The sequence below is a fragment of the Polaribacter sp. PL03 genome, assembly GCF_033875165.1.
In the GTDB taxonomy this organism is placed as follows: Bacteria; Bacteroidota; Bacteroidia; order Flavobacteriales; family Flavobacteriaceae; genus Polaribacter.
Genome location: NZ_JAWZSV010000002.1, coordinates 529,105 through 551,631 on the forward strand (window position 1 = coordinate 529,105; position 22,527 = coordinate 551,631).

A 22,527-nucleotide genomic window follows, 5' to 3' on the forward strand; every position below is an offset into this window, starting at 1 on the left:
GATGAAAAAATATATAAAAACAATAAAAAATCTATTGGTTGTTATTTTATTAACATCAGTAATTACTTCTTGTACAGAAGACTTAAACATTGTACCAGAAGACGATCAAACTGTTTTAAGTGATGCTCTTTTTAAAAATGAAAGTGCTTATTTAGATGTTTTAGCAGGAGCTTATGCAAATTTATCGTTAACAGGTGTAGATGGCCCAGGAAGTTCAAATATTCAAGGTTTAGATGCAGGTACAAGCCAATATGGTAGAACATTATTATACTTACAAACACTTTCTGCAGATCAAATGATTTGGTCTTATGAAAATGATCCAGGAACAAGAGAAATACAACGTAATATTTGGACGGCTCAAAACCCTTTAATTTTAGGTATGTTTAGTAGAGCAATGGTTTCTGTTGCATTTACAAATAATTTTTTACGTGAAACTACTACTGAAAAATTAGATTCTAGAAATGTAACTACTGCTACTAGAGCAGAAATAGTAACATTTAGAGCAGAAGCAAGATTGTTAAGGGCTTTATCATACTATCATATTATGGATTTATATGGAAAAGCTCCTATGGTTTTAGAAACAGACCCAACTGCAGGTTTTAATCCGCCACAAGTAGAAAGAGCAGAATTATTTACATTCATAGAAAGTGAATTGTTAGCAATTGAAGCAGATTTAATGGCTCCAAAAACGAACCAACATGGTAGAGCAGACAAAGCGGTCTCTTGGATGATTTTAGCAAAAATGTATTTAAATGCAGAAGTTTATATAGGAGAGCCTAAATATACTGAAGCTATAGATAATTGTAAAAAAATTATTGGAGGAGGTTATTCATTAGCCACTAATTATAGTCACTTATTTATGGCAGATAACAATACTAATTCTGCAAATAATGAGATTATATTTCCTTTAATTTCTGATGGTTTAATTACACAAAACTATGGTCCAACAACTATTATGATTAACGGACAAATAGGTAGTTTAGAAGCTAACGGTGCTGCTTTAGGAGTTGGTGCTGCTGGTTGGGGAGGCGCAATAAGAGTAAGAAAACAATTTGCAGAGTTATTTAATGGAGGTATTTATTCTGGAGATTCTAGAAATACTATTATTTCTGGAACTAGAGATATTAATATTACAGATATTTCAGATAAAGACCAAGGCTATGTTTTAGAAAAATACTCTAATGCAACCTCAACAGGTACATTTGGTTCTAATGAAACTTTTGTTGATACAGATTTCCCTTTATTTAGATTAGGAGATGTATACTTAATGTATGCAGAAGCTCATTTAAGAGGTGGTTCTGGTGGTTCTAATGCAGATATGGAAACATATATAAACAGCTTAAGAACTAGAGCTAACAATCCTCAAAACAATTTAACTTCTACAGAAATTACTTTAGATTTTATTATTGATGAAAGAGCAAGAGAATTACATTGGGAAGCTCACAGAAGACAAGATTTAATTCGTTACGGCCTATTTACAGGTGGTAATTATAATTGGGCTTGGAAAGGAAATGGTAGTAATGGTATTTCATTGCCTTCACATATGAAAATTTACCCAATGCCTTCTGCTAGTTTAGCTTCTAACCCTAATTTAACTCAAAATGCTGGGTATTAATTTAAAAAACAAAATACAAATGATAAAAAATATGAAAAGGTTTTCAGCAGTTAGTATCATTGGACTAATTCTTTTATTCTTCCAATCTTGCGATGACACTACTGATACATTTACGATATCAAAACCAACAGCACCTATATTGGCTGAATTAAATTTCACTCAATTAGAATTAGATGCAGTAAACACTTCTAACCCAGCTTTAACATTAAATTGGGATGAAGCAAATTACGGTATTCAAGCTGCTGTTAATTACGCAATTCAATTTTCTAAAGAAGATACTTTTATTACACCTATAACAGCTTCTACTATAACAGGGCAAACTTCGGTTACATTATCTATTAGTGAAGTAAATTCAGCTGCAGGAAGTACAGGTGTTAATCCTTTTAATTGGTCAGACGTTTATATAAGAATTGTTGCTTCTTTAGGAACACAAAATACTGAAACAGCTACTTCTAACGTAATTAAACTTAATGTATACCCTTACTTTAATTACGTATTTGAAGATTATTTTTTAGTTGGTAATGGTCTTGCTCCAGGTTGGAATAATAACAACAATAATCCTCCTTTATTTAGAGATCACACAGATAGTAATACTTTCTATTACACAGGTTTAATAAAAAATGATAATTCTGGTTATGATGACGGTAGGTTTAAAATTTTAGAAAACATAGGTTTATGGCAACCACAATGGGGAGAAATAAACCCAGAAGGTAGTGATGACCCAAGTGAAAGTGGTAAAGTTGCAGGAAACCCAGGTACACAATCTAGCGATCCTGGTAGATTTGGAGTTACAAGTACAGGTTATTATACTTTTAAAATAAACTTTGCTTCTAAAGATTACACACTTGTATCATATGATGCTGCAGGAAAAACAAGTCCTACTTCATTAGAAATACAAGGTACCAGTACACTTAATGTTGCAATGACTCCTTTAGATTTTGATGGTCATCTTTGGTACGCTAAAAGCATAAGATTAACTCCTGGTAATATAGAGTTTGTAACTGATGCAAGTGCAAAATGGGGTTCTTCAACTTCTTTTTCTGGCTTAGCAACAGATGGTGGTGGTGAAATTCCTGTAATTGTAGAAGATGATTATGATGTTTGGTTTAATGACTTAACCGGTCGTTATATCTTTATACCATTAAACTTATAATATCAATTTAACTTATAATAGATAAAATATGAAAACTTATTTAAAAAGGTTTAGCTTCTTATTCTTATCACTAACACTTTTACTTGGTGCTTGTGAAACTGAAGAAAGCTTAACAATAACCAGTCCAGATTCTGTATTTAAATTAATTGAACCAGGAATTAGTAATGTATTTTTAAATTTTGCTTTACCAGATAATCCTGCGTTTACAATTACATGGGTAGATGAGATTAATTCTGGTGCTACTTATAATGTAGAGATGTCTTTAGATGCAGATTTTAATACTCCTGTTGTATTAGGAGCTACAGAACAAAAGAACTTTACAATGTCTGTTGCGCAATTTAATGAAGTGTTAAGCGATGCAAACACGAAGTCTTTTGAAGACACAAGTGTTTATTTAAGATTAAATATAGGAACAGTAGTATCAAACAATATTTTGTTTCAAGTTTCTAAATTTGTAGTTAATCCTCCTACTATAACAAGTCCTGTAAATGGGTTTAGCACAATTTTATCAGATACAAACCTAGATGAAACAGCTTTAACATTAACTTGGGAAGATTTAGAAATTACAGAAAACAGTACTATTGAAATCGTTTATAATGTAGAAATGGATTTAGCAGGAAACAGTTTTGCTAATGCTACTTTAGTAGGAACTTCAACAACTAATCTTTTTGAAATCTCTCATGATAATTTAAATGATTTAGTAATTGCTAGTGGTGTAAAAGCTGCAATTGCCACAGATGTTGATTTTAGATTAAAAGCAGTAGCCAAAACAGCTGGTGGAGATTTAGAAAGAACATCTGAAATAGTTACACTTTCTTTAACAGCTTTTAAAGCTGCTATACCAGACAACTTATTTATGGTTGGTGCACATAATGGTTGGAACAATGCAGACCCAACACAACAATTTTTTAATGATGGAAATGGTGTGTTCTCTAAGGTTCAAACATTTTCTGCTGGAGATGAATTTAAATTATTACCTACATCTGGTGCATGGGACGGTGATTATGGTGAAGACCCAAATAACGTTGGTAAAATAGTACAAGAAGGTGAAAACAATATTAAAATTACTACCGCTGGTTCTTATTTAGTTACTGTAGATTTTAATACTTTAAGTTTTAAACTGTCTAGCATTAATACTTTATTTATGGTTGGTGCTCATAATGGCTGGAACAATGCAGACCCAACACAAGAATTTAATACTTCTGGTAATGGTGTTTTTACTAAAATGCAAGTTTTTTCTGAAAATGATGAATTTAAATTATTACCAACGTCTGGTTCTTGGGATGGAGATTGGGGAGAAAGCAAAACTTCTCTAGGAAGCATTATTCAAGATGATGAAAATAACATTAAAGTTGCAACAGCAGGAACTTACATGGTAACTGTAGATTTTAATACATTAACTTTTACTTTATTAGAAGTTCCTTCTAATTTGTATTTGGTAGGTTCGCCTAATGGTTGGGACAATACAACAGCACCAGCATTTACAAAGTTATCTGAAGGTATATTTGAAATGTCTTTAGCTTTAACAGCTACAGATGAATTTAAGTTATTACCTGTACAAGGTTCTTGGAATAATGATTGGGGAGAAAGTGGAACTTATGCAGGAATGTTAGTTAGAGATAACGAAAATAACATAAAATCTCCTGGAGATGGTACTTACAAAGTAACTGTAGATTATACCAAAGGAACTGTAACTGTTCAATAAAATTATATTTTTTATAAAGGCTATTCTTAATATGGATAGCCTTTATTTTTTTTAAAAAATTAATATCATGAAAAAAATTACGTTAATAATTCTTTTATTTTTTGCATTAATAATTAATGCACAACAGCAGAATGTAAATTACGCTGTTTCACCTGCTTCTTTTGATGCTACAGATGAAATTACCATAACTATAAATAATATAAACACAACTACTTGGGGTGTAACCGATGTCTATTTATGGTCTTGGTCTTATGACTTAAATGATGAAAATGAAATAGATTCGCCTAATAACGGAAGTTGGACTAATTCTAGCGAAGCTCAAAAAATGACAAAAGTGAATAGTACCACTTTTTCAATAACGCTTACTCCGTCTACATTTTACAACAGAACAGATATCGGTAGAATTGGTATGTTAGTAAAAGCAAAAAACGGAGACGGTGATAAAAAAACACAAGACAATTTATTAGAAGTTGGTAAATTTCAAGTAACCTTAAACTCTCCTTCAAAAGAAACTACAATTTTAAACACAGGAGATATGCTAACTATTTCTGCAACTGCAGGATTATCATCTAGTTTCAATTTAAAGGCAAACGGAACATCAATAGATCAAAAATCTAATATTACAAACTACAACTTCTCTCCTACTGTTTTAGAAAATACAGATTTTATTTTAGAGACAACAAATAACGGTACAACAATAACAAATGAATTTTCTGCTATTGTAAAACCTACTACTACAGAAGCGGCACTTCCCGCGGGTTTAAAAGATGGTATTAATTTTAATCCTTCAGATAATACAAAAGCTACATTGGTTTTTTATGCTCCAATGAAAAATTTTATTCATGTTCTTGGAGATTTTAACGATTGGAAAATCGATAATAATTATTTACTTAAAAAAGACAGTTCTAAAAATCGTTTTTGGATTGAATTAACCAATCTAACACCTCTACAAAACCATACGTATCAATATTTAGTTGATGGTGAACTACGTGTTGCAGATCCTTATTCTACAACTATTTTATCAGAAAATAACGACAGTTTTATTAATAATACAACATATCCTAATTTACCAAATTATCCTTCAGGAAAAACAACAAATGCGGTTACTTTATTAAAAACAGGTGAAACAAATTTTGTTTGGCAAACAACAAATTTTGTGAAACCTAAAAAAACAGATTTAGTAATTTATGAATTATTAATTAGAGATTTTGATACGCTACATAGTTTTGATGCTGTAAAAGCACGTTTAGATTATTTACAAAATTTAGGTATAAATGCCATAGAATTAATGCCTGTTAGTGAGTTTGATGGTAATGAATCTTGGGGATATAATACCTCTTTTCATATGGCTTTAGATAAGTATTATGGCAACAAGAATACTTTTAAACAATTAATAGACGAATGCCATAGAAGAGGAATTGCTATTATTTTAGACATTGTGTATAACCATGCTTCTGGCCAAAACCCATATTACAGAATGTATAATACAGACAATGGTGGTTTCGGCGGACAAGCAGCTGCAGATAGTCCGTTTTTTAATGCAACAGCAAAACATTCTTATAGTGTTTTTAATGATTTTAACCACAGCAAACAAGCTGTAAAAGATTATGTAAAAAGAACTACGCAATATTGGATTGATGAATATAAAATTGATGGTTTTAGATGGGATTTAACTAAAGGATTCACTCAAAATTGTTCTGAAGGAAATGATAGTTGTACAAATGCTTTTCAACAAGATAGAGTTGATGTTTTAAAAGAATACGCAGATTATCAATGGGAAAAAGACCCTAATTTCTATGTTATTTTTGAACATTTAGGTACAAATACCGAAGAAACAGAATGGGTAAATTATAGACTAAGTGAAGGAAAAGGTATTATGGTTTGGGGAAATCATAACGGTAATTATAATGAAGCAACACTGGGTTTTAACGCTAGTGGAAAATCTGATTTATCTTGGGTTTCTTATAAAAACAGAGGTTGGTCTGTACCAGCAAATGTAAGTTATATGGAAAGTCATGATGAAGAACGCTTAATGTTTAAAAACCTACAATTTGGTAATTCTAATGGTTCTTATAATATTAAAAATTTACCAACAGCTTTAGACAGAATAGAACTAGCTAGTGCTTTTTACTTTACAATACCAGGACCAAAAATGATTTGGCAATTTGGTGAGTTAGGCTATGATATTTCTATAGATCAAAATGGTAGAGTTGGTAATAAACCTATTTTATGGAACTATTTTGAAGAACAAAACAGAAAGGATGTTTATAATACTTATTCAAAATTAATTCAATTAAAATTAAAGTATGATATTTTTGAATCTACAGATTTTACATTAGACACTAATAATTCTAATGGTTTAAAGAAAATTCAATTAACAAAAACAAATTCATCTGAAATACAATATATAACCATAATAGGAAACTTTGGTGTAACAGCCCAAAATATAAACCCTACTTTTCAAACTGCTGGAACTTGGTATAGTTTATTAGAAAATAATGCAACCATAAATGTTTCTAATGTAAATAGTACAATTACTTTGGCGCCAGGTGAATTTAAGATTTTAGCAAATAAACAAGCAACTTTAGCTACAGAAGAAATACTTTCTAAAAAGCAACTTCTTGCGTATCCTAATCCTACAAAAAACCTATTTAGATTAAATGCAGACAGTAAACATTTAATTATATTCGATATACAAGGAAAGCAAATTAAAGAGTTTAAAGGTTCATTTAATAAAGCAAGTACTTTTTCTATTGATGGTTTAGAAAAAGGTGTTTATTTTATAAAAATAGATAACTTAAATGCTCCCTTAAGAATATTAAAGAAATAAATTTAGCAAGAGTATAAAATATTTGAAACAAAAAAAAGGATGCTAAATAGCATCCTTTTTTTGTTAAGTAAAAATTAAATTATTCTTTAATAAACTTTGCTGTTCCTACAGAGTTATTAACACTGTACTTAATTAAATAAACACCAGCATCTAAATTAGAGACATCTATAGATTCATTACTCTTATTAATATCTAAACTCATCACTTTTTTACCTATAATATTATAAATGGCTGCATTTTTAATAGTTGTTTTAGCAGAAATATTTAATATATCTAAAGTAGGATTAGGATACATAGAAATGTTTAACAAGTCATTATCTGAAACACTTGCAGTTGCAGAATTAGTTAAAGTAATATCATCCATATAAAAAGTATAATTAGCACTTCCATCTCCCATTGTACCTAAATCAAAAATTAAAACAACGCTATCATAGGTTCCTGCAGGAATTGTAGAATAATCGAAAGTGATTGTTTCCCATGCATTTACTGTACTCATAGTTACTTCTTTTTCGAAGTTAGTTGCTGGATTTGCAGAATTTTCTACTTTTAATAAAACTTTTGTATTTGCTTTTGGAGCATACACTTTCATTGAAAAAGTATCATTATTTACAAAATCCATTGCAGAACTTAAAGTTATAACACTACCTCCATAAGTTTCACCTGCATTCTTAACCATTTTACCAACATTTGCAGAACTATTATCTGCATTATTAAAAGGATTTGTTTCTGTTGATACCACTCCTCCTCCAAATTCTCTCCAAGTTGTTGCTGTTTCAAAATCTAATGGTAAAGCAACGGTTGGCACTACAACACCAGAAGAAGATAAAGTAATATCATCCATATAGAAAGTAAAATTGGCACTTCCGTCTCCAACGGTACCTAAATCGAAAATTAGTACAACTTTATCATAAGTATTTGCACTAGCAATTGTTGAATAATCAAAAGTGATTGTTTCCCATGCATTTGCCGTAGTCATAGTTACTTCTTTTTCGAAGTTAGTATTTGCATCTGCAGAATTCTCTACTTTTAATAAAACTTTTGCACCTACTTTAGGAGCATAAACTTTCATTGTAAACGTATCATTATTTGCAAAATCCATTGCAGAACTTAAAATTAAAGAACTCCCTCCCCAAGGTTGGCCAGCATTCTTAACCATTTTACCAACATTAGCAGAAGTGTTGTCTGCATTATTATATGGGTTTGTTTCTGTAGTTACAACTCCTCCATCAAAATCTGTCCAAGTTGTTGCACTTTCAAAATCTAATGGCAAAATAGCTGTACCCGCAATAGGTGTTGCTGGTGCTTCTGTTAATTTCTCTGCATTAAATTTAATATTGTCTATAAAAATTGTACTTCCTTCTGCTCTATCTGCGGCACCTTGAGTCCAATCTACAAAAACAACAACTTGACTTAAATCAGATAAAAGTCCGTCTTCAATAGCAGAAAGATCCCAAGTTAAAGTTTGCCATTCATCAACCACTGTATTACCAACATTTTGATCTGTTATTTGAAAAGCAGTTCCTGCACTATTATTTCCCATTTTAATACCAACAGTACCAACATAATTTTTATTTACATCTATACTTAAAGTTAAATTACTTGCAACTGATTTGTCTAATTTCCATGTTCCAAATTTTGAGTCTTCCCACTTATTATTAACACCTGCGTAAAAAGCATTTCCGGGTCCAACCACAACTTTCATTACTTTAGAAGCAGTAGCATTTACACCATCTAAATCTGGGTTGTCTACAATTTCTGCAGCAGCTGGTTCATTATCGAAAGTAAACCAATTTGCAGCTTCTCCAGATGGAGTTCCTTCTTCAAAATCTAAATGATATTCTTGTTGTTGTGAAAAACCTATTGATGTAATCAATAAGGCAACTAGTAAAGTAATTTTTTTCATAATAGTTCTGTTTTAAAATTAGTATACAACAATATTAACCTTATTGTATTCTATTTTAACTTTTACAACCGCAACAAAAAACATACAAAGAAAAAAAAACAACCTTATATTCGTCTATCCCTTACCTGTAAAAGAAAATTAAATAGTATTCTTTCTACCAATAATCATTAGAAAATCACTTTGTATGGGAAATGTATGGGTATCTTTTAGAACACTTATTACAAGTAACTTAGAGTATAGTTTTTAACACAAAAAAAAGTTAGTATAATTATCTATACTAACTTTTTTATAAATTAAACAATGTATCTATTTACAAGAATTTCGAGGTTTATTAGTTCTGTAAATATCTCTTTTAGAAAATATAATTTAGTGATTATAAATTTCTAAATCAATCAAATTTGTAGTGTTTCTTTTTCGTTTTCTTCGCTATTTTTCTCTTCTCTAATTCTGCACTAATCTCAATTGCTCTTTCTTCAGTAAGATCATAATCTTTCATTACATACATTGCTATTGCAGTACCAATTATAGGAAACAATGAGAAGAAAATTCTTAAGCCAGTAACGGCACCTTCTGGTTGGGTAGCTGCATCTGGTGTAAAATTAACTAAAAGCATTATCAATCCACTTAAACCTCCTGCAATAGCAAAACCAAACTTTACCATCCACCAATAAATTGCGCCAAAAATACCTTCTCTTCTTTGTCCGAAATTTAATTCATCTAAATCACAAATATCTGCAGTCATAGACATCATTATTGTAAATAACCCACCAATACCAAAAGAGAAAAATGGTAACGCGAATAAAAATAGATATGGTTTTCCTGGTACAAAAAGAAACCACAACAAAATATAACCTATAATTGATATTCCTTGAGATATTAAAAAAGCATTCTTTTTACCCATAGATTTAGACATTTTAGCAACCACAGGAATTACTAAAAATGTAGTTATTAAAGCCCCAACACTACCAAATAATGTTGGCCAAATCCAAGCTGCACCAGCATCTCCATTAAATAAATAATACACAATTATAAAAAAGGAAAAAGCAGCAACTGTATTAAATGCATTAAAAATAAAGAATGTAGCGATACACAATTTTTTAAATTGTTTAATCTTAAATGCTTCTCTAAAACCTTTTAGAATTTCTCTTAGACTACCTCCAATGTTTTTAATAGTTAAAGGCACTAAACTATCATCATCTAAAGTAGATTTGTCTTTTAAAAATATTGCAGGTACCATTGCTAATAGAGCACATACTATTGCCACCCAAATTGCCAATGTTCTTGTAGCAACATCACCAGATTCAAACCAACTTTGATCATACATAATAACCCATAACCAAGGTGCTAAAACCCAAGCCCATTGCCCAATCCATTGAGAAACAGCCATTATACTAGTACGTTCATGAAAATCGTCACTCATTTCATACCCCATTGCTACATAAGGAACACTAAAAATGGTTAAACCTAAATAGAATACTAAAGACCAAATTAAATAATACACAAAATTATAATTCAAACTATCTTCTCTGTGAAGTTGCCACATAAAAGCGAATGAAATACCCATTATAATTGCCCCAATAAAAACATAATGACGTCTTCTACCCCATTTAGAACGCGTATTATCTGAAATAAAACCCATTATAGGATCTGTTATAGAATCGAAAATACGAGGTAAAAAGTATAAAATACTCCACATCCAAGTAGGAAAACCTAAGTCTTTTACTAAAACCACCATAAAAATACCTAAAGCAGCGGGAAACATTTGGTTGGCTAACATACCCAAACCAAATGCAATTTTTTTACCCATTGGTACTTTAGAAGAAGAACTTATCTTAGACATCTTTTTAGTTTTTACTAGTTGACACTATAATTGTTTGTAATGCTTGTGCATCTATGTTTATAAGTGTTTCTTTTTCTCCTAGAGATAACTTGAAACTCTTTTTTGTTTTTCCTTCATTAAAAACGACCACTGCTATTGAACCATCTGTATTTTTTGCAGCCGTTACTTGTAAGTCTTTATCAGAATTTTCTAAATCAATAATTTGCGCTTCTGGTCTTATATATTTACTAAAATGTGCCATGGTATAATAAAGTGGCGTAAAATAAACTTCATCTGTTGCTGGATCTACAATAACAGGTGCAACACACCAGTTTTTAAACCAATTTGGTCCACCTTGTTTATCTAAAACCATGTTCCAGTCTACCCAACCATCTACCCAGTTATTAAGGCAACCTATAATATCTCTTGCATATCTATTTACAGGTGCATATTTGGGGTGTAAATGTTTGTCTTTTTCTGGTGCCCAATCCCAACCCCAATCAGTTGCTTCTTTTTGCCAATACCAAGCATCATTTTTCCATTCTGGTACTTGAGAATCTATACAACCTTCTGTTTCTATTAAGTACTTATTTGGTGCTTTATTATGTGCATACTGTAACGCTTCTGGAAAAATCTTGTTTGTACTTTCGTACCAATGAATAGCAGTTCCATCGTAATATTTTGATGAAGCTTCATCTTTAAACATAACATCTACCCATTCTTTTATACCTGCTCTGTTTTGATCATATCCTAAAATTTTAAGATCTCCTTTTCCATCTGCTTCTAATTTTGGACCTAAATGATGTTCTACAAACTCCGTCATTTCTTCAGGAGAATAATGCATGCTTTCCCAATTATTTCCATTTCCATGAGGTTCATTTTCTACTGTAAAACCCCAAATATCAATTCCTTCTGTTTTATAAGCGTCTACATATTTAGAAAAGAATAATGCCCAAGTATCATAATATTTTGGTAATAATTTACCACCAACCCATTTCTTATTATCTTTCATCCAAGGTGCTGCTGTCCAAGGAGAAGCAAATATTTTAAAACCATCTTTAGATACTTTCATTGCATCTTTTATCATTGGTATTAAATCATCCATATCTTCTTTAATTGTAAAATGCTCTAAAAGCATATCTTCTTCTACGGGAGAATATGAATACTGACTTAGAGAAAAATCACAAGAATTCATATGTGTTCTTGTTAGTGAATAATTTGCCCCATCTTCTGCAAAATAAGCTTGTAAAATAGTATCTCTATTTTTCTTACTTAACTTGTTTAATAAATAAGCAGACGATTCTGTAAAAGCACCTCCAAAACCAGTAATCGTTTGAAATGTTTTGCTTGGATTTAATTTTATGGTTGCTGCATTTTTATCCGAAGAAAATGCTGTAATATTCGTTAATTTATTTCCGCTTTCAGAGGTTTCATAGACATCTACAAGTAACTTATTATCAATTTTATTACAACTAATTATAAGTGATAAAAAAAGTATTGCAGAAAAATAGATTGTCTTCATTATGTTTATTTTTTATAATCTGTATTAGGAGTTAAAACGTCTTTTATTAAAGCTTCTTTATTTCCTTTGTATGTTTTTGTTATCGGATTCCCATTTCTGGTTAATCCTTTAAAAATACCTTCATCTACTAAATTCCAAAGAGCATATTTAGCTTCTCCTTTTAAGTTTATCAAACCAAAATGATTTTCTGATCCATCAGCATTATTAGCATCTTTCCATTGTTCATCAAAAGCTTCAAAATAAAAACAAGAAATGCTATTATCGTTTGTCCATTCTCTTACACTTTTATAGTACAAACCTTGTTTATATTCATCTGTTGCCCTAGAACCATTTTTACCATAATAACCATTAGAAATAGTTGCCCAACCTGTTTCTCCAATATGAACAGGCTTGTTAACTCCCAAACTTTTCATATATTTTTTCACGTTGTTATACTGATTAATTGCAAATTCTTTAGATCTTAACATTGCTGCATCAACTTTTTCTATATCAGATAAGTTTTGTTCATTTTCTGGTACTTTCCAAAATTCTGAATTATGATGAGAATTGTGATATGGATACGTATGAGTAGAAATATAATCTACTGCCTTAATTAATTTTTCTAAATCTTTTGTGTGATAAATTGAATCGCCTCCACCCCAACAAGAAAAATCGTCTGAACTTGTTATCCATAAATCTTTAGATAATTTTCCATTTTTTTTTAAATCTTGAAGATGGTTTACCCATTTTAAAATAACTTCTGGTTGCACAAAATAACTTGCAGCCCATTTTACCATAGCTTCATTACCAACTGCAATTACTTTAACAATTTCTGGATATTTAGTAGCTAAGGCCACAGCTCTTGCAATTTCTCCTTCGTTTGCCTCACTTTCTAAATTATGATCTGGTTCTTTGTCTGTCCAAGCATTTAAACAATCTATCCAAGCACCCAACATTACATACATTTCGAAATTAGCATCTTCTTTTTTTAGCTGACTTATTGCTTCTAAAACATTTGCTGCATGTGGTAAATTTGGTTGCACATTATAAGTTCTTAGAATTCTAATTCCTATGGCGTGCATCAATTTTAAATCTTCTTTAAGTTGCGCAATTGTTGGCTGATTTTCTTCTCTTGATTTTTCTCTATAACCACCATAAGAAATTGCTAAGTATTTAGAATTTCCTAAAATCTGTGCTGCTGTTTTCGATTCTTTTAGTATTACTTTTTCAGATGTTTTTGGTGTTTTTGAAGTACAACCAACACCAAAAGACAATACAATAATTGCAAAGAATATTTTAAAAACTGAATTCATCTTTTGGTGTTTTTTGTACTAATTTATTATACTTTATTTTTTAACAGAAACCTCTATCTTTTCTATTTCTCCTGTTCTTTCAAAAATTATTTTCGAAATATTTTTATCTAGAATTAAATTTTGTACTTCTTCAATACGGTTATCAGTAAAAAATATTTTTATACTTTCTTTATCTGTATTTTTATATACAATTGGTACTTGACAATACGTAAAACAAAGAGAACCTTCTTTTAAATTAATTGATTTTGCCTCTTTGCTAATCGTTGTATAATTAAAAGTTTTTGGAGATTTAATAAACTCACTTTCTCTTAATAATCTTGGGTTAAAATTGATTTTTCCGTCTTTTACAAAAACACCTAACTCACCAATTCTACTCAACACATCTTCTTTTACTTGACCAGTCATTCCTGGTTGTTGTGCTCCTTTACCTCCTGGTGTATGAGAATATGGATCTGTTGGAAATGCACCATATAATTGGGGTGATTTATGTACACCAATACCTGCTTGAATTTCATAATAATGATCTAATAATTGACCAATTACAACCTCATCTTCATTATTTTTTACAGCCAACAAACAGTTTTCTTGTACTGCTAATAACAATTTAGAAACCATATGCCAATAAATAGAACCTAAACCTTCATACCCAAAGAAAGTTCCAGAACGACCTGTAAATGCCTTATGATTAAAGACTTCTTCAAAAGTTCCTAACAACAAACCTGCTTCGTTTTCTACTAAATTTGAATATGTTTCTGGTAATTCTTCAAAAGCATCTTTTAAACTATTTGCATTGTTAAAGTTTGCATTAAAATGAAACTTTCCTGAAATATCTTGAGTAATAATTTGTGTATTACCATCACTAACCAATTGGGTTAATAATTTAGAGTTATTTACAGCCGTTTTAGTAATCACATTTTTCTCATCAAAACGTGGTAAATTTTTATTTGGATATAAAATATAACTGTATTGATCTTCTCTAAACAAAGCACTTGCCTTCATTCCGTCTAAAACTGCCAACGCTTCTTTTGATGATAAATAACCAGCACTTAAAACAGCTACTTGCCCTTCTAACATTTCTGGTAAATAAGAGACAACAACTTCTGTATCACTTTTTATCGTCATTAAATTATACGCATGGTATAAATTATCTGAACGCTTGTTTGCCTTAATAGTATGCTCTAAATATTGTTTTGTAATTGTGAAGAATTCTAATAATTCTATTTTAGTAATCTTAGTTTTATCACTAGAAAAACCCTTATCATAAATTTCAGTTCTATAGGTACTTGCAGCTTCACCTAAACCATCTAAAACTGTTTTTCTTTGGGTATCTGAAACACTACCTGAAAGAATGTTTTTATTTTGATTAAAAGTTACTACAACTTTATTAAAAAACGTAGCCAATTCTGTTGAAATTTCTACTTCTTCTGTTGTTGATTTTGCAACTATTTTTTCAAAGAAATTTATAAATCGATTTAAGTAATTTAATGTTACCATAGAAACGCCATTACCAACTAAAGCATTGTTCGCGTCATTCCATTCCGGACGTTGCGTATTCATCCAAATTCCTCCTTCAGGAATAAAGTTTGAAACTTTTGCTAAAACGGTTGCTAATAATTTTTCTATTAGGTTTACTTTACAAATAAAGAAATTTTTATCTCTTAATAAAGCGCCATCTGCCCCTAACTCTTCTCTTTTCTGATGAATTTTAGCATCTAATTCATGATCGAAATCTATAGTATCTTTAGAATTTTGAAGTATACTTTTATAATCTTTTATTTTATAAGGTACATTTGCATACACGAAAATTTCTTCAGAAAAACGTTTTTCTAATTGATTAGGATAATGGTTTTCTATAAATTCTAAGAATTTTAATAAGTAAATTATTTGATGATCTCCCCAATAACCAATGTAAGACCAAGGATCATTTTCTTCAATAATTTCCCAATCGAAACCATCTTTTGTTACTCTATAAGGATTGTAACCATCAAAAGTTGTTGCGTTCAAAAACTTATGAATCATGCTTTCTATAAACTCTGGATATGAATGTGCTAATGTTTCCCAGTTCTGAAAAATATCACGCCAATTCCCTTCATAATCTAAAATTTTAGAACCATCAATTTCATTTTTTGTATTGATAGAAAACTTGTTCCACGGTCTGCTCGGATCTCCATGTCTTCTACTAAATTTTAATGGTAAATATTCAAAACAAAGTCTTTTAAAGTTTTTATCTTCATCTTTATCTGCTATCTCAAGAATTGTATTTAAAGTAAATTCCTCTGGTAAGTCATTTAACAATTCTTCTTTTTTCTTGATTACTTTTTTATTTGCCTTTGCAATGTATTTTATAAAATCTTCTTTTTCAATTTTATAATCATCATCAAAAGTACCACCTCTCATTAAGTTGAAAAGTGTATTTGCAAAGTGTCTTGTGTTCACTAAAGGATCGTTTGTTACTTGTAAACCATCTGCAGCACCTGTTAAAGCAATTAAGTTTTTAGTACCTAATTCAATATCTTCTTTAATACTTTCTTCTAAATTTTTATCAGAAATAATTGCTTTAGAAATACGTTCAATATCTCCAATTGTTTGATTTACATTCGCTACAAAACTCCATTCTTTGGTTTCGTTTGCTGCTAAATTTAAATCTGCACTAATAAAATAAGCACCTTTTTCTGCTTTTACATCTACTTCTTGTTGTACATCTTTACCTCTTCTAAAATTATCTAATTGTAATGATGATAATAAATACGTAGGGTTTTCAATACCTAAAGACCAAACAATGTTTGCTTTTAAAGCTTCACTTGGTTCTGCTTTATCTACAATAATAGCACTTAAAGCATAAATACCTAAACCAGCTTCTGCTTGTAATTCACTTTTTTTGTAAGCGTCTACTAAATTACTTCGAGAATTTTGTAGATCTGTTTCTACATCCGAAGGAATAATATTTTGTAAACCGTCTAAAAAGGTAACTTGTATTTCTTCTGATGAATTATTAAGTAATGTTGATTTTTTTACAAATCCGAATTTATCTGAAGAACTCCATTGATATCTAAAAGTAATACCTAAATCTTCATTAATTTCTTCGAAAACAACTTTATTACCAAAGCTATTTTTATATAAATTTTGTCTTGTTTTATATAGTCCAATTTGTCTTTGAGAGAAAGGTTCCCATAAATAAATGTTTCCGTTTTTTAAAACTTGAAAAATAGATTTACTACCTGTTACATCTGCAGATTCTGTAATTTTATCATCTGTGTAATAAGGAAATAATGAATACTCACTATTTTTTCTACCAGCAGTTAAACCTCCATTACTAGAAATAAACATCCAATGGTTAGAATCTGAAACAATACTCATAAAGAAAGGTCTCATTTCATTACTATTGGCAATTTTATAATAAACTTCGTTTTCGAAATTCATCATTTCTCCTTTTACTGCTTGCGATTGAAAATCTGCTTTATTTTTTCCTAAAAAGATGGTCTTGTTTGTCATTAAAGTTGGTATTCTAAAAACCTCTGCAACTATTTTAAAAGAGGTTGTAATTAATATTTTATTTCTTCAGAATATTTTAAAATCCTGTGTATTTATTTAGTTCTTTAATCTAATGTTGCTTTTAAAAGGACTTCTTGTAATTTAATTCCCCTAAAATGTTTCGATATTAAGTCTATAGTAACTCCTTTCGAATACGGATTGATTTTATGCGCTTCTTTTAAAGCATAATAAGCGGCCCTTGGTTTTAACGTATAAAATCCGTCTTGGTTAGTAGCACCTTTTGCGCAAATTCCAAACCACTCTTCGTTCATATTATCACTACCTTCTTTATAATCAAAATCATAAGCTTTCGTTGCCCAAGAAGCATTATTATCGTGTTTATCTAAATTGATTGTTTGTCCGTATTTCCACCAACCATCACTAAATTGAAAAGTAAAACCTCCTATTGAGTTTTCTGCTTTTCCTAAACCAGCAACATTTTCATAAATCTCTTTCCAATTTTCAATCATATAAAAAGCTTGCATTTCTTGAGCTTCTTTGTTATGAATTGCGTCAAAAGCATCTGCGCCAAATTCTGTAAATAAAATTGGCATGTTTAATTTCTTTTTTACCACATCAAAAGCATCCCGAAAAGATTTACCACGATACATATTTGTACCATAAATATCTACGTCTTTACATTCTTCTGCTATAATATCTATAAATAATAAATCTCCGTTACAAATGGCAACAGGATTTGAAGTAGTAATCGATTTTATTTTAAGAGCTGCATCATTCATTAATTTATACATGGCTCTTCCTCTTAATTCTCCTACTTTTTTATTTTGACCTTCTCCTTCCGGAAAATCTTCTGTCTCTGCACCTGCCCAAAAAAGACCATAATTATTTTCGTTACCTAAAAGAAATAATAACAAACCTGGTGTGTTTTTAAACTCTTCTGCCATTTTAGAAACTTCTATTAATAAAGATTTTTGAGTTTCTACATTTCTGTAATCTGTTACAGGTATCCAATTTCCGTTTACGGAAACGCCATATCTACCAAAAGGATGATTTAGCATGGTGTAAATACCATACTTTTCATAGATATAAGTAATCCATTTAGGTTGAATACTTGTGTAAACACGTATTGTATTAACTCCCATGCCTTTTAGCAGCGTCATTTCTTTATTTAAAGCTTCTTTAATAAATGCGTCTGATTGTTGCCACAAACTGTAAGAAAAATTAGTTCCTATCGGAAAATAATCCCAATTCATCCCATTAATTATAAAATCTTCTCCGTTTACAACTAACTTCATTCCTTGCTCATTACTTAAAACGGCTACTTCATTTTTTTGTGTACAAGAAGTAAAAAAAAATAGAAGAAGTATAAATTTTAAGAGAATGATTTTCATTATTATAAATTTAGATTGTAAAACCGAATTATGTTTTGATAAATAAAAAGGAAAAAATAAGGCCAGTGATACAACCAACCTTATTAAAATTATTATTGATATACTTTTACGTAATCAATTTCCATTGTATCTTCTGTAAAAGCAGCATCAATAGTTCCTCCAAGAGTACCACCCATTGCTACGTTAAGAATTAGAAAAAAATCTGCATTAAATGGTAAAGTTCCATCATTTGCTAATTCATAAAAAGGAACATCATCTAAGTAAATTTTTATAGATTCATCTGTCCATTCTAAAGTATATAAATGAAATTCTGAAACATTTGAAATTGCCGTTGTTTGTCCAAAATCTGCTTTAGTAGAACTTGCAGCATCTAACCAATGGCAGGTAGCCAATGTTATATTTTTATCACCTCCTTTTTGTTCCATAATATCTATTTCACCACATGTTGGCCATCCTACAGTAGGAAAATTAGATCCCAACATCCAAATTGCTGGCCAAGAACCTTGTGATGCAGGTAACTTTGCTTTTACTTCTACTCTACCATATGTAAACTTATACAAGCCTTGAGATTTTAACCTTGCAGAAGTATAACCTCCACTACCATCTGCTTTAGCAGTAATAATTAAAGAACCACCTTCTACTTTTGCATTTTCTGCAGTGTTTGTATAGGTTTGTAATTCTCCATTACCCCAACCACCTGCACCTAAATCATAAGTCCAGTTTGCTGCATTTGGTGCACCATCTGTATTAAAATCATCTTCCCAAACTAAATTATTATACGTATAGTTAGAACCTTGTACAGGCTTTGTAGAAGTAAATTTATGATACCAAGCAAAACCATCTCCTGCCTGAATTACTCTTACAATTAACTCATCATTCGTAACAGAAATAATATCATAAGTACCAGAACCTACTAACCACCCCATAAAACCTCCATCAGAGATTTCGAAAGTAGTACCTCTATATGGCACATTGTTATAAGAACCTTCTGTAGCTGCTTTAGAAGTTGAAGGACCAAAAGAAACTGTTTTTAATCCGAACATTTTTGTTGCTACAGTTTCATCATGACATTGATCTCCGCCAACACCTAAAATATCTGAATACGTTGCTGGTAAAAAAGCAGGTCCTACGGTTTGCTCAAAAGTTAAACCATTTGCTGTTCTAGTAAAAACAAATTCATTGTCATACATACATCCCTTTTCTGCATCCCAAGCTTTTATACCATTCCACCATGCTTCATAAGCAAACTCTCCATTACCATAATCATCTGTAACTGGTCCTAAACCTACGTGTACATCTTTATCTGCTTGCCAATACCATTTTTTACTATCACCTACATTAGCACCACTTAAAAGGTTTTCTGCAGCAACATCAGAAAAAGAACTAAAAACTTCTACTTCTATTGTTTTTACTGATGAAACACCACCAGTACCATTTGCTTTAACAGCAACAGTATATGTATTTACACCTACTTTAGAAAATCTTTTAGATAAAATACCAGATGGTGATGACTCTGCAACTCCATCAAAATAAAATACATAAGAAGAAGCATTGTCTGCATTTACAGTAAAATTTACAGAACCACTACCGTCTCCGTTAGGATTACTAGCATCTACACCTACAATTTCTGCTGCTATAACAATATTTGTTGGTATAATTATGTCTCCGAATTCATGATCATTTTCTTGACAACCGTAAAAAACCGTCATCATAGAAAATAGAATTATATAAATATTTTTAAATTTTTTCATAATATAAATCTTTATTTATTAATTAGTTAAGGCTAATTCATCATAATAATAAACAGCACCATCACCTGCGTTACCAAAATCGAAGAAGAGTACCACTTTTACATAATCTGCAGCTGGTGCATCACTAAAGTCGTAAACTAACTCTTCCCAAGAATTTGCTACAGTAGAATTTAAATCTACCTCATGCACAATACTAGCATCTGCATTTTCTAGTTTCATTTTTATTTGAGCTCCGTTAATTGGAGACCAAGTCTTAACACTTATTTTACTGTAATTATTTAAATCTAAAGTTGCAACCTCAAAAAATGCACCTGCCCAAACTTCTGAACCAGCAGTCTTTGTTAACTGAGCAACATTAGCTGTTGTATTAGCTCCTGTTGCATCTGGGTTAGAAATAACTTCTACACCTGCAATGTTTCCGAAAGCGGTAAACTCTGGCGCTGTTCCTTCAAAATCTTGAAACCCTAAAGCTGAATTAGAAGCGCCTGAATTATTTACTAAATTTACTTCATCATAATAATAAACTGAATCGTCACCTGCATTTCCAAAATCAAAAAAGAGTACAACTTTTACATAATCTGCAGTTGGTGCATCGCTAAAATCGTAAACTAATTCTTCCCAAGAATTTGCTACTGTAGTATTTAAATCTACTTCATGAACAATGCTTGCATCTGCATTTTCTAACTTCAACTTAACTTGTGCACCTAATTTAGGAGACCATGTTTTAACACTAATTTTATTATAGTTAACTAAATCTAGTGGAGACGTTTCGAAAAATGCACCTGCCCAAACCTCTGAACCTGCTGTTTTGGTTAATTGAGCAACATTGGCTGTTGTATTAACTCCTGTTGCATCTGGGTTAGAAACAACTTCTACTCCTGCAATGTTACCAAAAGCAGTAAAAGCTGGCGGTGTTCCTTCAAAATCTTGAACACTAGAAACAGATACACCACTTGATGGCGCTTTGTAGAAATATAAATTATCTATAAATACTGAACCTGCTCCAACAAATTTAAATTGGTGAATATCATTAATTGATAAACCTTGTGCTGTAAATTCTGATAATGGTATATTAATACTTGTCCAAGCATCTTTTGTTAGAGACGTTTTTATTAGTTTTTCTCCTGTTGCGACGCTAATTAAATAAGTTTCTATATCGGTTGCATCTGCTGTCCAAACATCTAAATGAAGAAATTCCATTGTAGAAATATCTTGGGTTGCTCCTATTTGAATTCCTTGATAATTTAAGTTACTATATTGAATCATAGCATCTCCATTTAAATCGAATGCTGTATACACTGTCTGTTGCCCCCAATTAGGGTTTAAATCTGTACTTGCAACATCTGTATAAGCATCACTAAAAATAGAAATTACATCTGCTTCATTTCTAGCTGGTGGTGTACCTGCAGAAACTATAGGTGCTAATATTTCTGTTACTTCAAACTCCATTGTATATTCTGTTGTCTCTATAGCACCACCTTTTGCAATTACTTTTACAGAATATATTCCTGCAGTAGTATATTGATATGAAAGTGCATCACCAATATTAGCTGTTGCTACTGGCTGTGCAATTCCTGCTTCACCCGAATAGAATTCGAAAGAAGTTGCAAAATCCGCGTTAGCTGTAATATTTACTTGTTTAGAGACTGCAATGTCATTTTCTAAAGTAACTACTAGGTTTTTAGGTGCTTGAAAAGACACCATTAACTGTTGTATTGCTTCTGTAGTATCTCCATTAGCATTATACGCTACAATTTTTACGTCATAAATTCCTTCTACATAAGTATGTTGTACATTTTTACCTGCTTCAACATTTTCTGGATCTACAGTTGTGTCTGCAAAATGAATATCGAATGATGATGCTCCTTCTGCAGTTGGTGTTATTGTTACCAAACCACTATTATCTTGCGTTATATTATATACCGCCGCAACATTAGTTGGTGCTTTAATTGAGTCTAAAAAATCTAGACTTCTATCTTCTGTACAAGCAGTAACAACAAGAAGTATTATTAATGCTCTATATATTGTTTTAAGTTTCTTCATACTTATCTATA

Annotated in this window: 12 protein-coding genes; 4 read left to right on the top strand and 8 right to left on the bottom strand. The window is 30.9% G+C overall.

What is annotated here, in order from left to right; translation table 11 throughout:
• Position 1: 1 nt before the first annotated feature.
• The 4 genes from SHK09_RS05690 to SHK09_RS05705 all read left to right on the top strand — a co-directional run bounded on the left by SHK09_RS05690 (position 2) and on the right by SHK09_RS05705 (position 7,303).
• Complete coding sequence (locus tag SHK09_RS05690) at positions 2-1,615, top strand: RagB/SusD family nutrient uptake outer membrane protein (protein WP_319809810.1); 1,614 nt, start codon at positions 2-4, stop codon at positions 1,613-1,615.
• A 31-nt stretch (positions 1,616-1,646) separates the two neighbouring features.
• Positions 1,647-2,768 (top strand): SusE domain-containing protein, encoded by a 1,122-nt coding sequence (locus SHK09_RS05695; RefSeq protein ID WP_319809811.1) that lies wholly within the window; start codon positions 1,647-1,649, stop codon positions 2,766-2,768.
• Positions 2,769-2,796: 28 nt separating this feature from the next.
• On the top strand, positions 2,797-4,473 hold the full coding sequence (locus tag SHK09_RS05700) for a SusE domain-containing protein (RefSeq protein WP_319809812.1): 1,677 nt from the start codon (positions 2,797-2,799) through the stop codon (positions 4,471-4,473).
• 67 nt (positions 4,474-4,540) lie between these two features.
• Positions 4,541-7,303, top strand: coding sequence for an alpha-amylase family glycosyl hydrolase (locus SHK09_RS05705; RefSeq protein ID WP_319809813.1), 2,763 nt, complete (start codon positions 4,541-4,543; stop codon positions 7,301-7,303).
• A 79-nt stretch (positions 7,304-7,382) separates the two neighbouring features.
• On the opposite strand, the gene SHK09_RS05710 is transcribed toward SHK09_RS05705, so the two are convergent.
• From SHK09_RS05710 to SHK09_RS05745, 8 genes are all read right to left on the bottom strand, one after another.
• Positions 7,383-9,206 (bottom strand): T9SS type A sorting domain-containing protein, encoded by a 1,824-nt coding sequence (locus SHK09_RS05710; protein ID WP_319809814.1) that lies wholly within the window; start codon positions 9,204-9,206, stop codon positions 7,383-7,385.
• A 388-nt stretch (positions 9,207-9,594) separates the two neighbouring features.
• The gene (locus SHK09_RS05715) at positions 9,595-11,046 is read right to left on the bottom strand and encodes an MFS transporter (RefSeq protein ID WP_319809815.1); all 1,452 of its coding nucleotides are present in this window, start codon (positions 11,044-11,046) and stop codon (positions 9,595-9,597) included.
• A gap of 4 nt (positions 11,047-11,050) precedes the next feature.
• The gene (locus tag SHK09_RS05720; RefSeq protein WP_319809816.1) at positions 11,051-12,547 is read right to left on the bottom strand and encodes a glycoside hydrolase family 30 protein; all 1,497 of its coding nucleotides are present in this window, start codon (positions 12,545-12,547) and stop codon (positions 11,051-11,053) included.
• 5 nt (positions 12,548-12,552) lie between these two features.
• Positions 12,553-13,839, bottom strand: coding sequence for a glycosyl hydrolase family 17 (locus SHK09_RS05725; RefSeq protein WP_319809817.1), 1,287 nt, complete (start codon positions 13,837-13,839; stop codon positions 12,553-12,555).
• Positions 13,840-13,872: 33 nt separating this feature from the next.
• A complete protein-coding gene (locus SHK09_RS05730) occupies positions 13,873-17,331 on the bottom strand; it encodes a hypothetical protein (RefSeq protein WP_319809818.1) in 3,459 nt (1,152 codons plus the stop codon).
• Positions 17,332-17,435: 104 nt separating this feature from the next.
• Entirely contained in the window at positions 17,436-18,722 is a 1,287-nt protein-coding gene (locus tag SHK09_RS05735) for a glycoside hydrolase family 2 TIM barrel-domain containing protein (RefSeq protein ID WP_319809819.1), read from the bottom strand.
• Between the two features lie 92 nt (positions 18,723-18,814).
• The gene (locus SHK09_RS05740; RefSeq protein WP_319809820.1) at positions 18,815-20,473 is read right to left on the bottom strand and encodes a family 16 glycosylhydrolase; all 1,659 of its coding nucleotides are present in this window, start codon (positions 20,471-20,473) and stop codon (positions 18,815-18,817) included.
• Between the two features lie 18 nt (positions 20,474-20,491).
• Positions 20,492-22,516, bottom strand: a complete 2,025-nt coding sequence (locus tag SHK09_RS05745) for a PKD domain protein (RefSeq protein WP_319809821.1) — start codon at positions 22,514-22,516, stop codon at positions 20,492-20,494.
• Positions 22,517-22,527 lie beyond the last annotated feature (11 nt).

Excerpts from the sequence above, each read along its gene's own strand:
- SHK09_RS05740 (WP_319809820.1), bottom strand. The coding sequence starts at position 20,473 with ATGAAAAAATTTAAAAATATTTATATAATTCTATTTTCTATGATGACG.
- SHK09_RS05695 (WP_319809811.1), top strand. The coding sequence starts at position 1,647 with ATGAAAAGGTTTTCAGCAGTTAGTATCATTGGACTAATTCTTTTATTC.
- SHK09_RS05700 (WP_319809812.1), top strand. The coding sequence starts at position 2,797 with ATGAAAACTTATTTAAAAAGGTTTAGCTTCTTATTCTTATCACTAACA.
- SHK09_RS05710 (WP_319809814.1), bottom strand. The coding sequence starts at position 9,206 with ATGAAAAAAATTACTTTACTAGTTGCCTTATTGATTACATCAATAGGT.
- SHK09_RS05705 (WP_319809813.1), top strand. The coding sequence starts at position 4,541 with ATGAAAAAAATTACGTTAATAATTCTTTTATTTTTTGCATTAATAATT.
- SHK09_RS05725 (WP_319809817.1), bottom strand. The coding sequence starts at position 13,839 with ATGAATTCAGTTTTTAAAATATTCTTTGCAATTATTGTATTGTCTTTT.
- SHK09_RS05720 (WP_319809816.1), bottom strand. The coding sequence starts at position 12,547 with ATGAAGACAATCTATTTTTCTGCAATACTTTTTTTATCACTTATAATT.
- SHK09_RS05735 (WP_319809819.1), bottom strand. The coding sequence starts at position 18,722 with ATGAAAATCATTCTCTTAAAATTTATACTTCTTCTATTTTTTTTTACT.
- SHK09_RS05745 (WP_319809821.1), bottom strand. The coding sequence starts at position 22,516 with ATGAAGAAACTTAAAACAATATATAGAGCATTAATAATACTTCTTGTT.
- SHK09_RS05715 (WP_319809815.1), bottom strand. The coding sequence starts at position 11,046 with ATGTCTAAGATAAGTTCTTCTTCTAAAGTACCAATGGGTAAAAAAATT.
- SHK09_RS05730 (WP_319809818.1), bottom strand. The coding sequence starts at position 17,331 with ATGACAAACAAGACCATCTTTTTAGGAAAAAATAAAGCAGATTTTCAA.
- SHK09_RS05690 (WP_319809810.1), top strand. The coding sequence starts at position 2 with ATGAAAAAATATATAAAAACAATAAAAAATCTATTGGTTGTTATTTTA.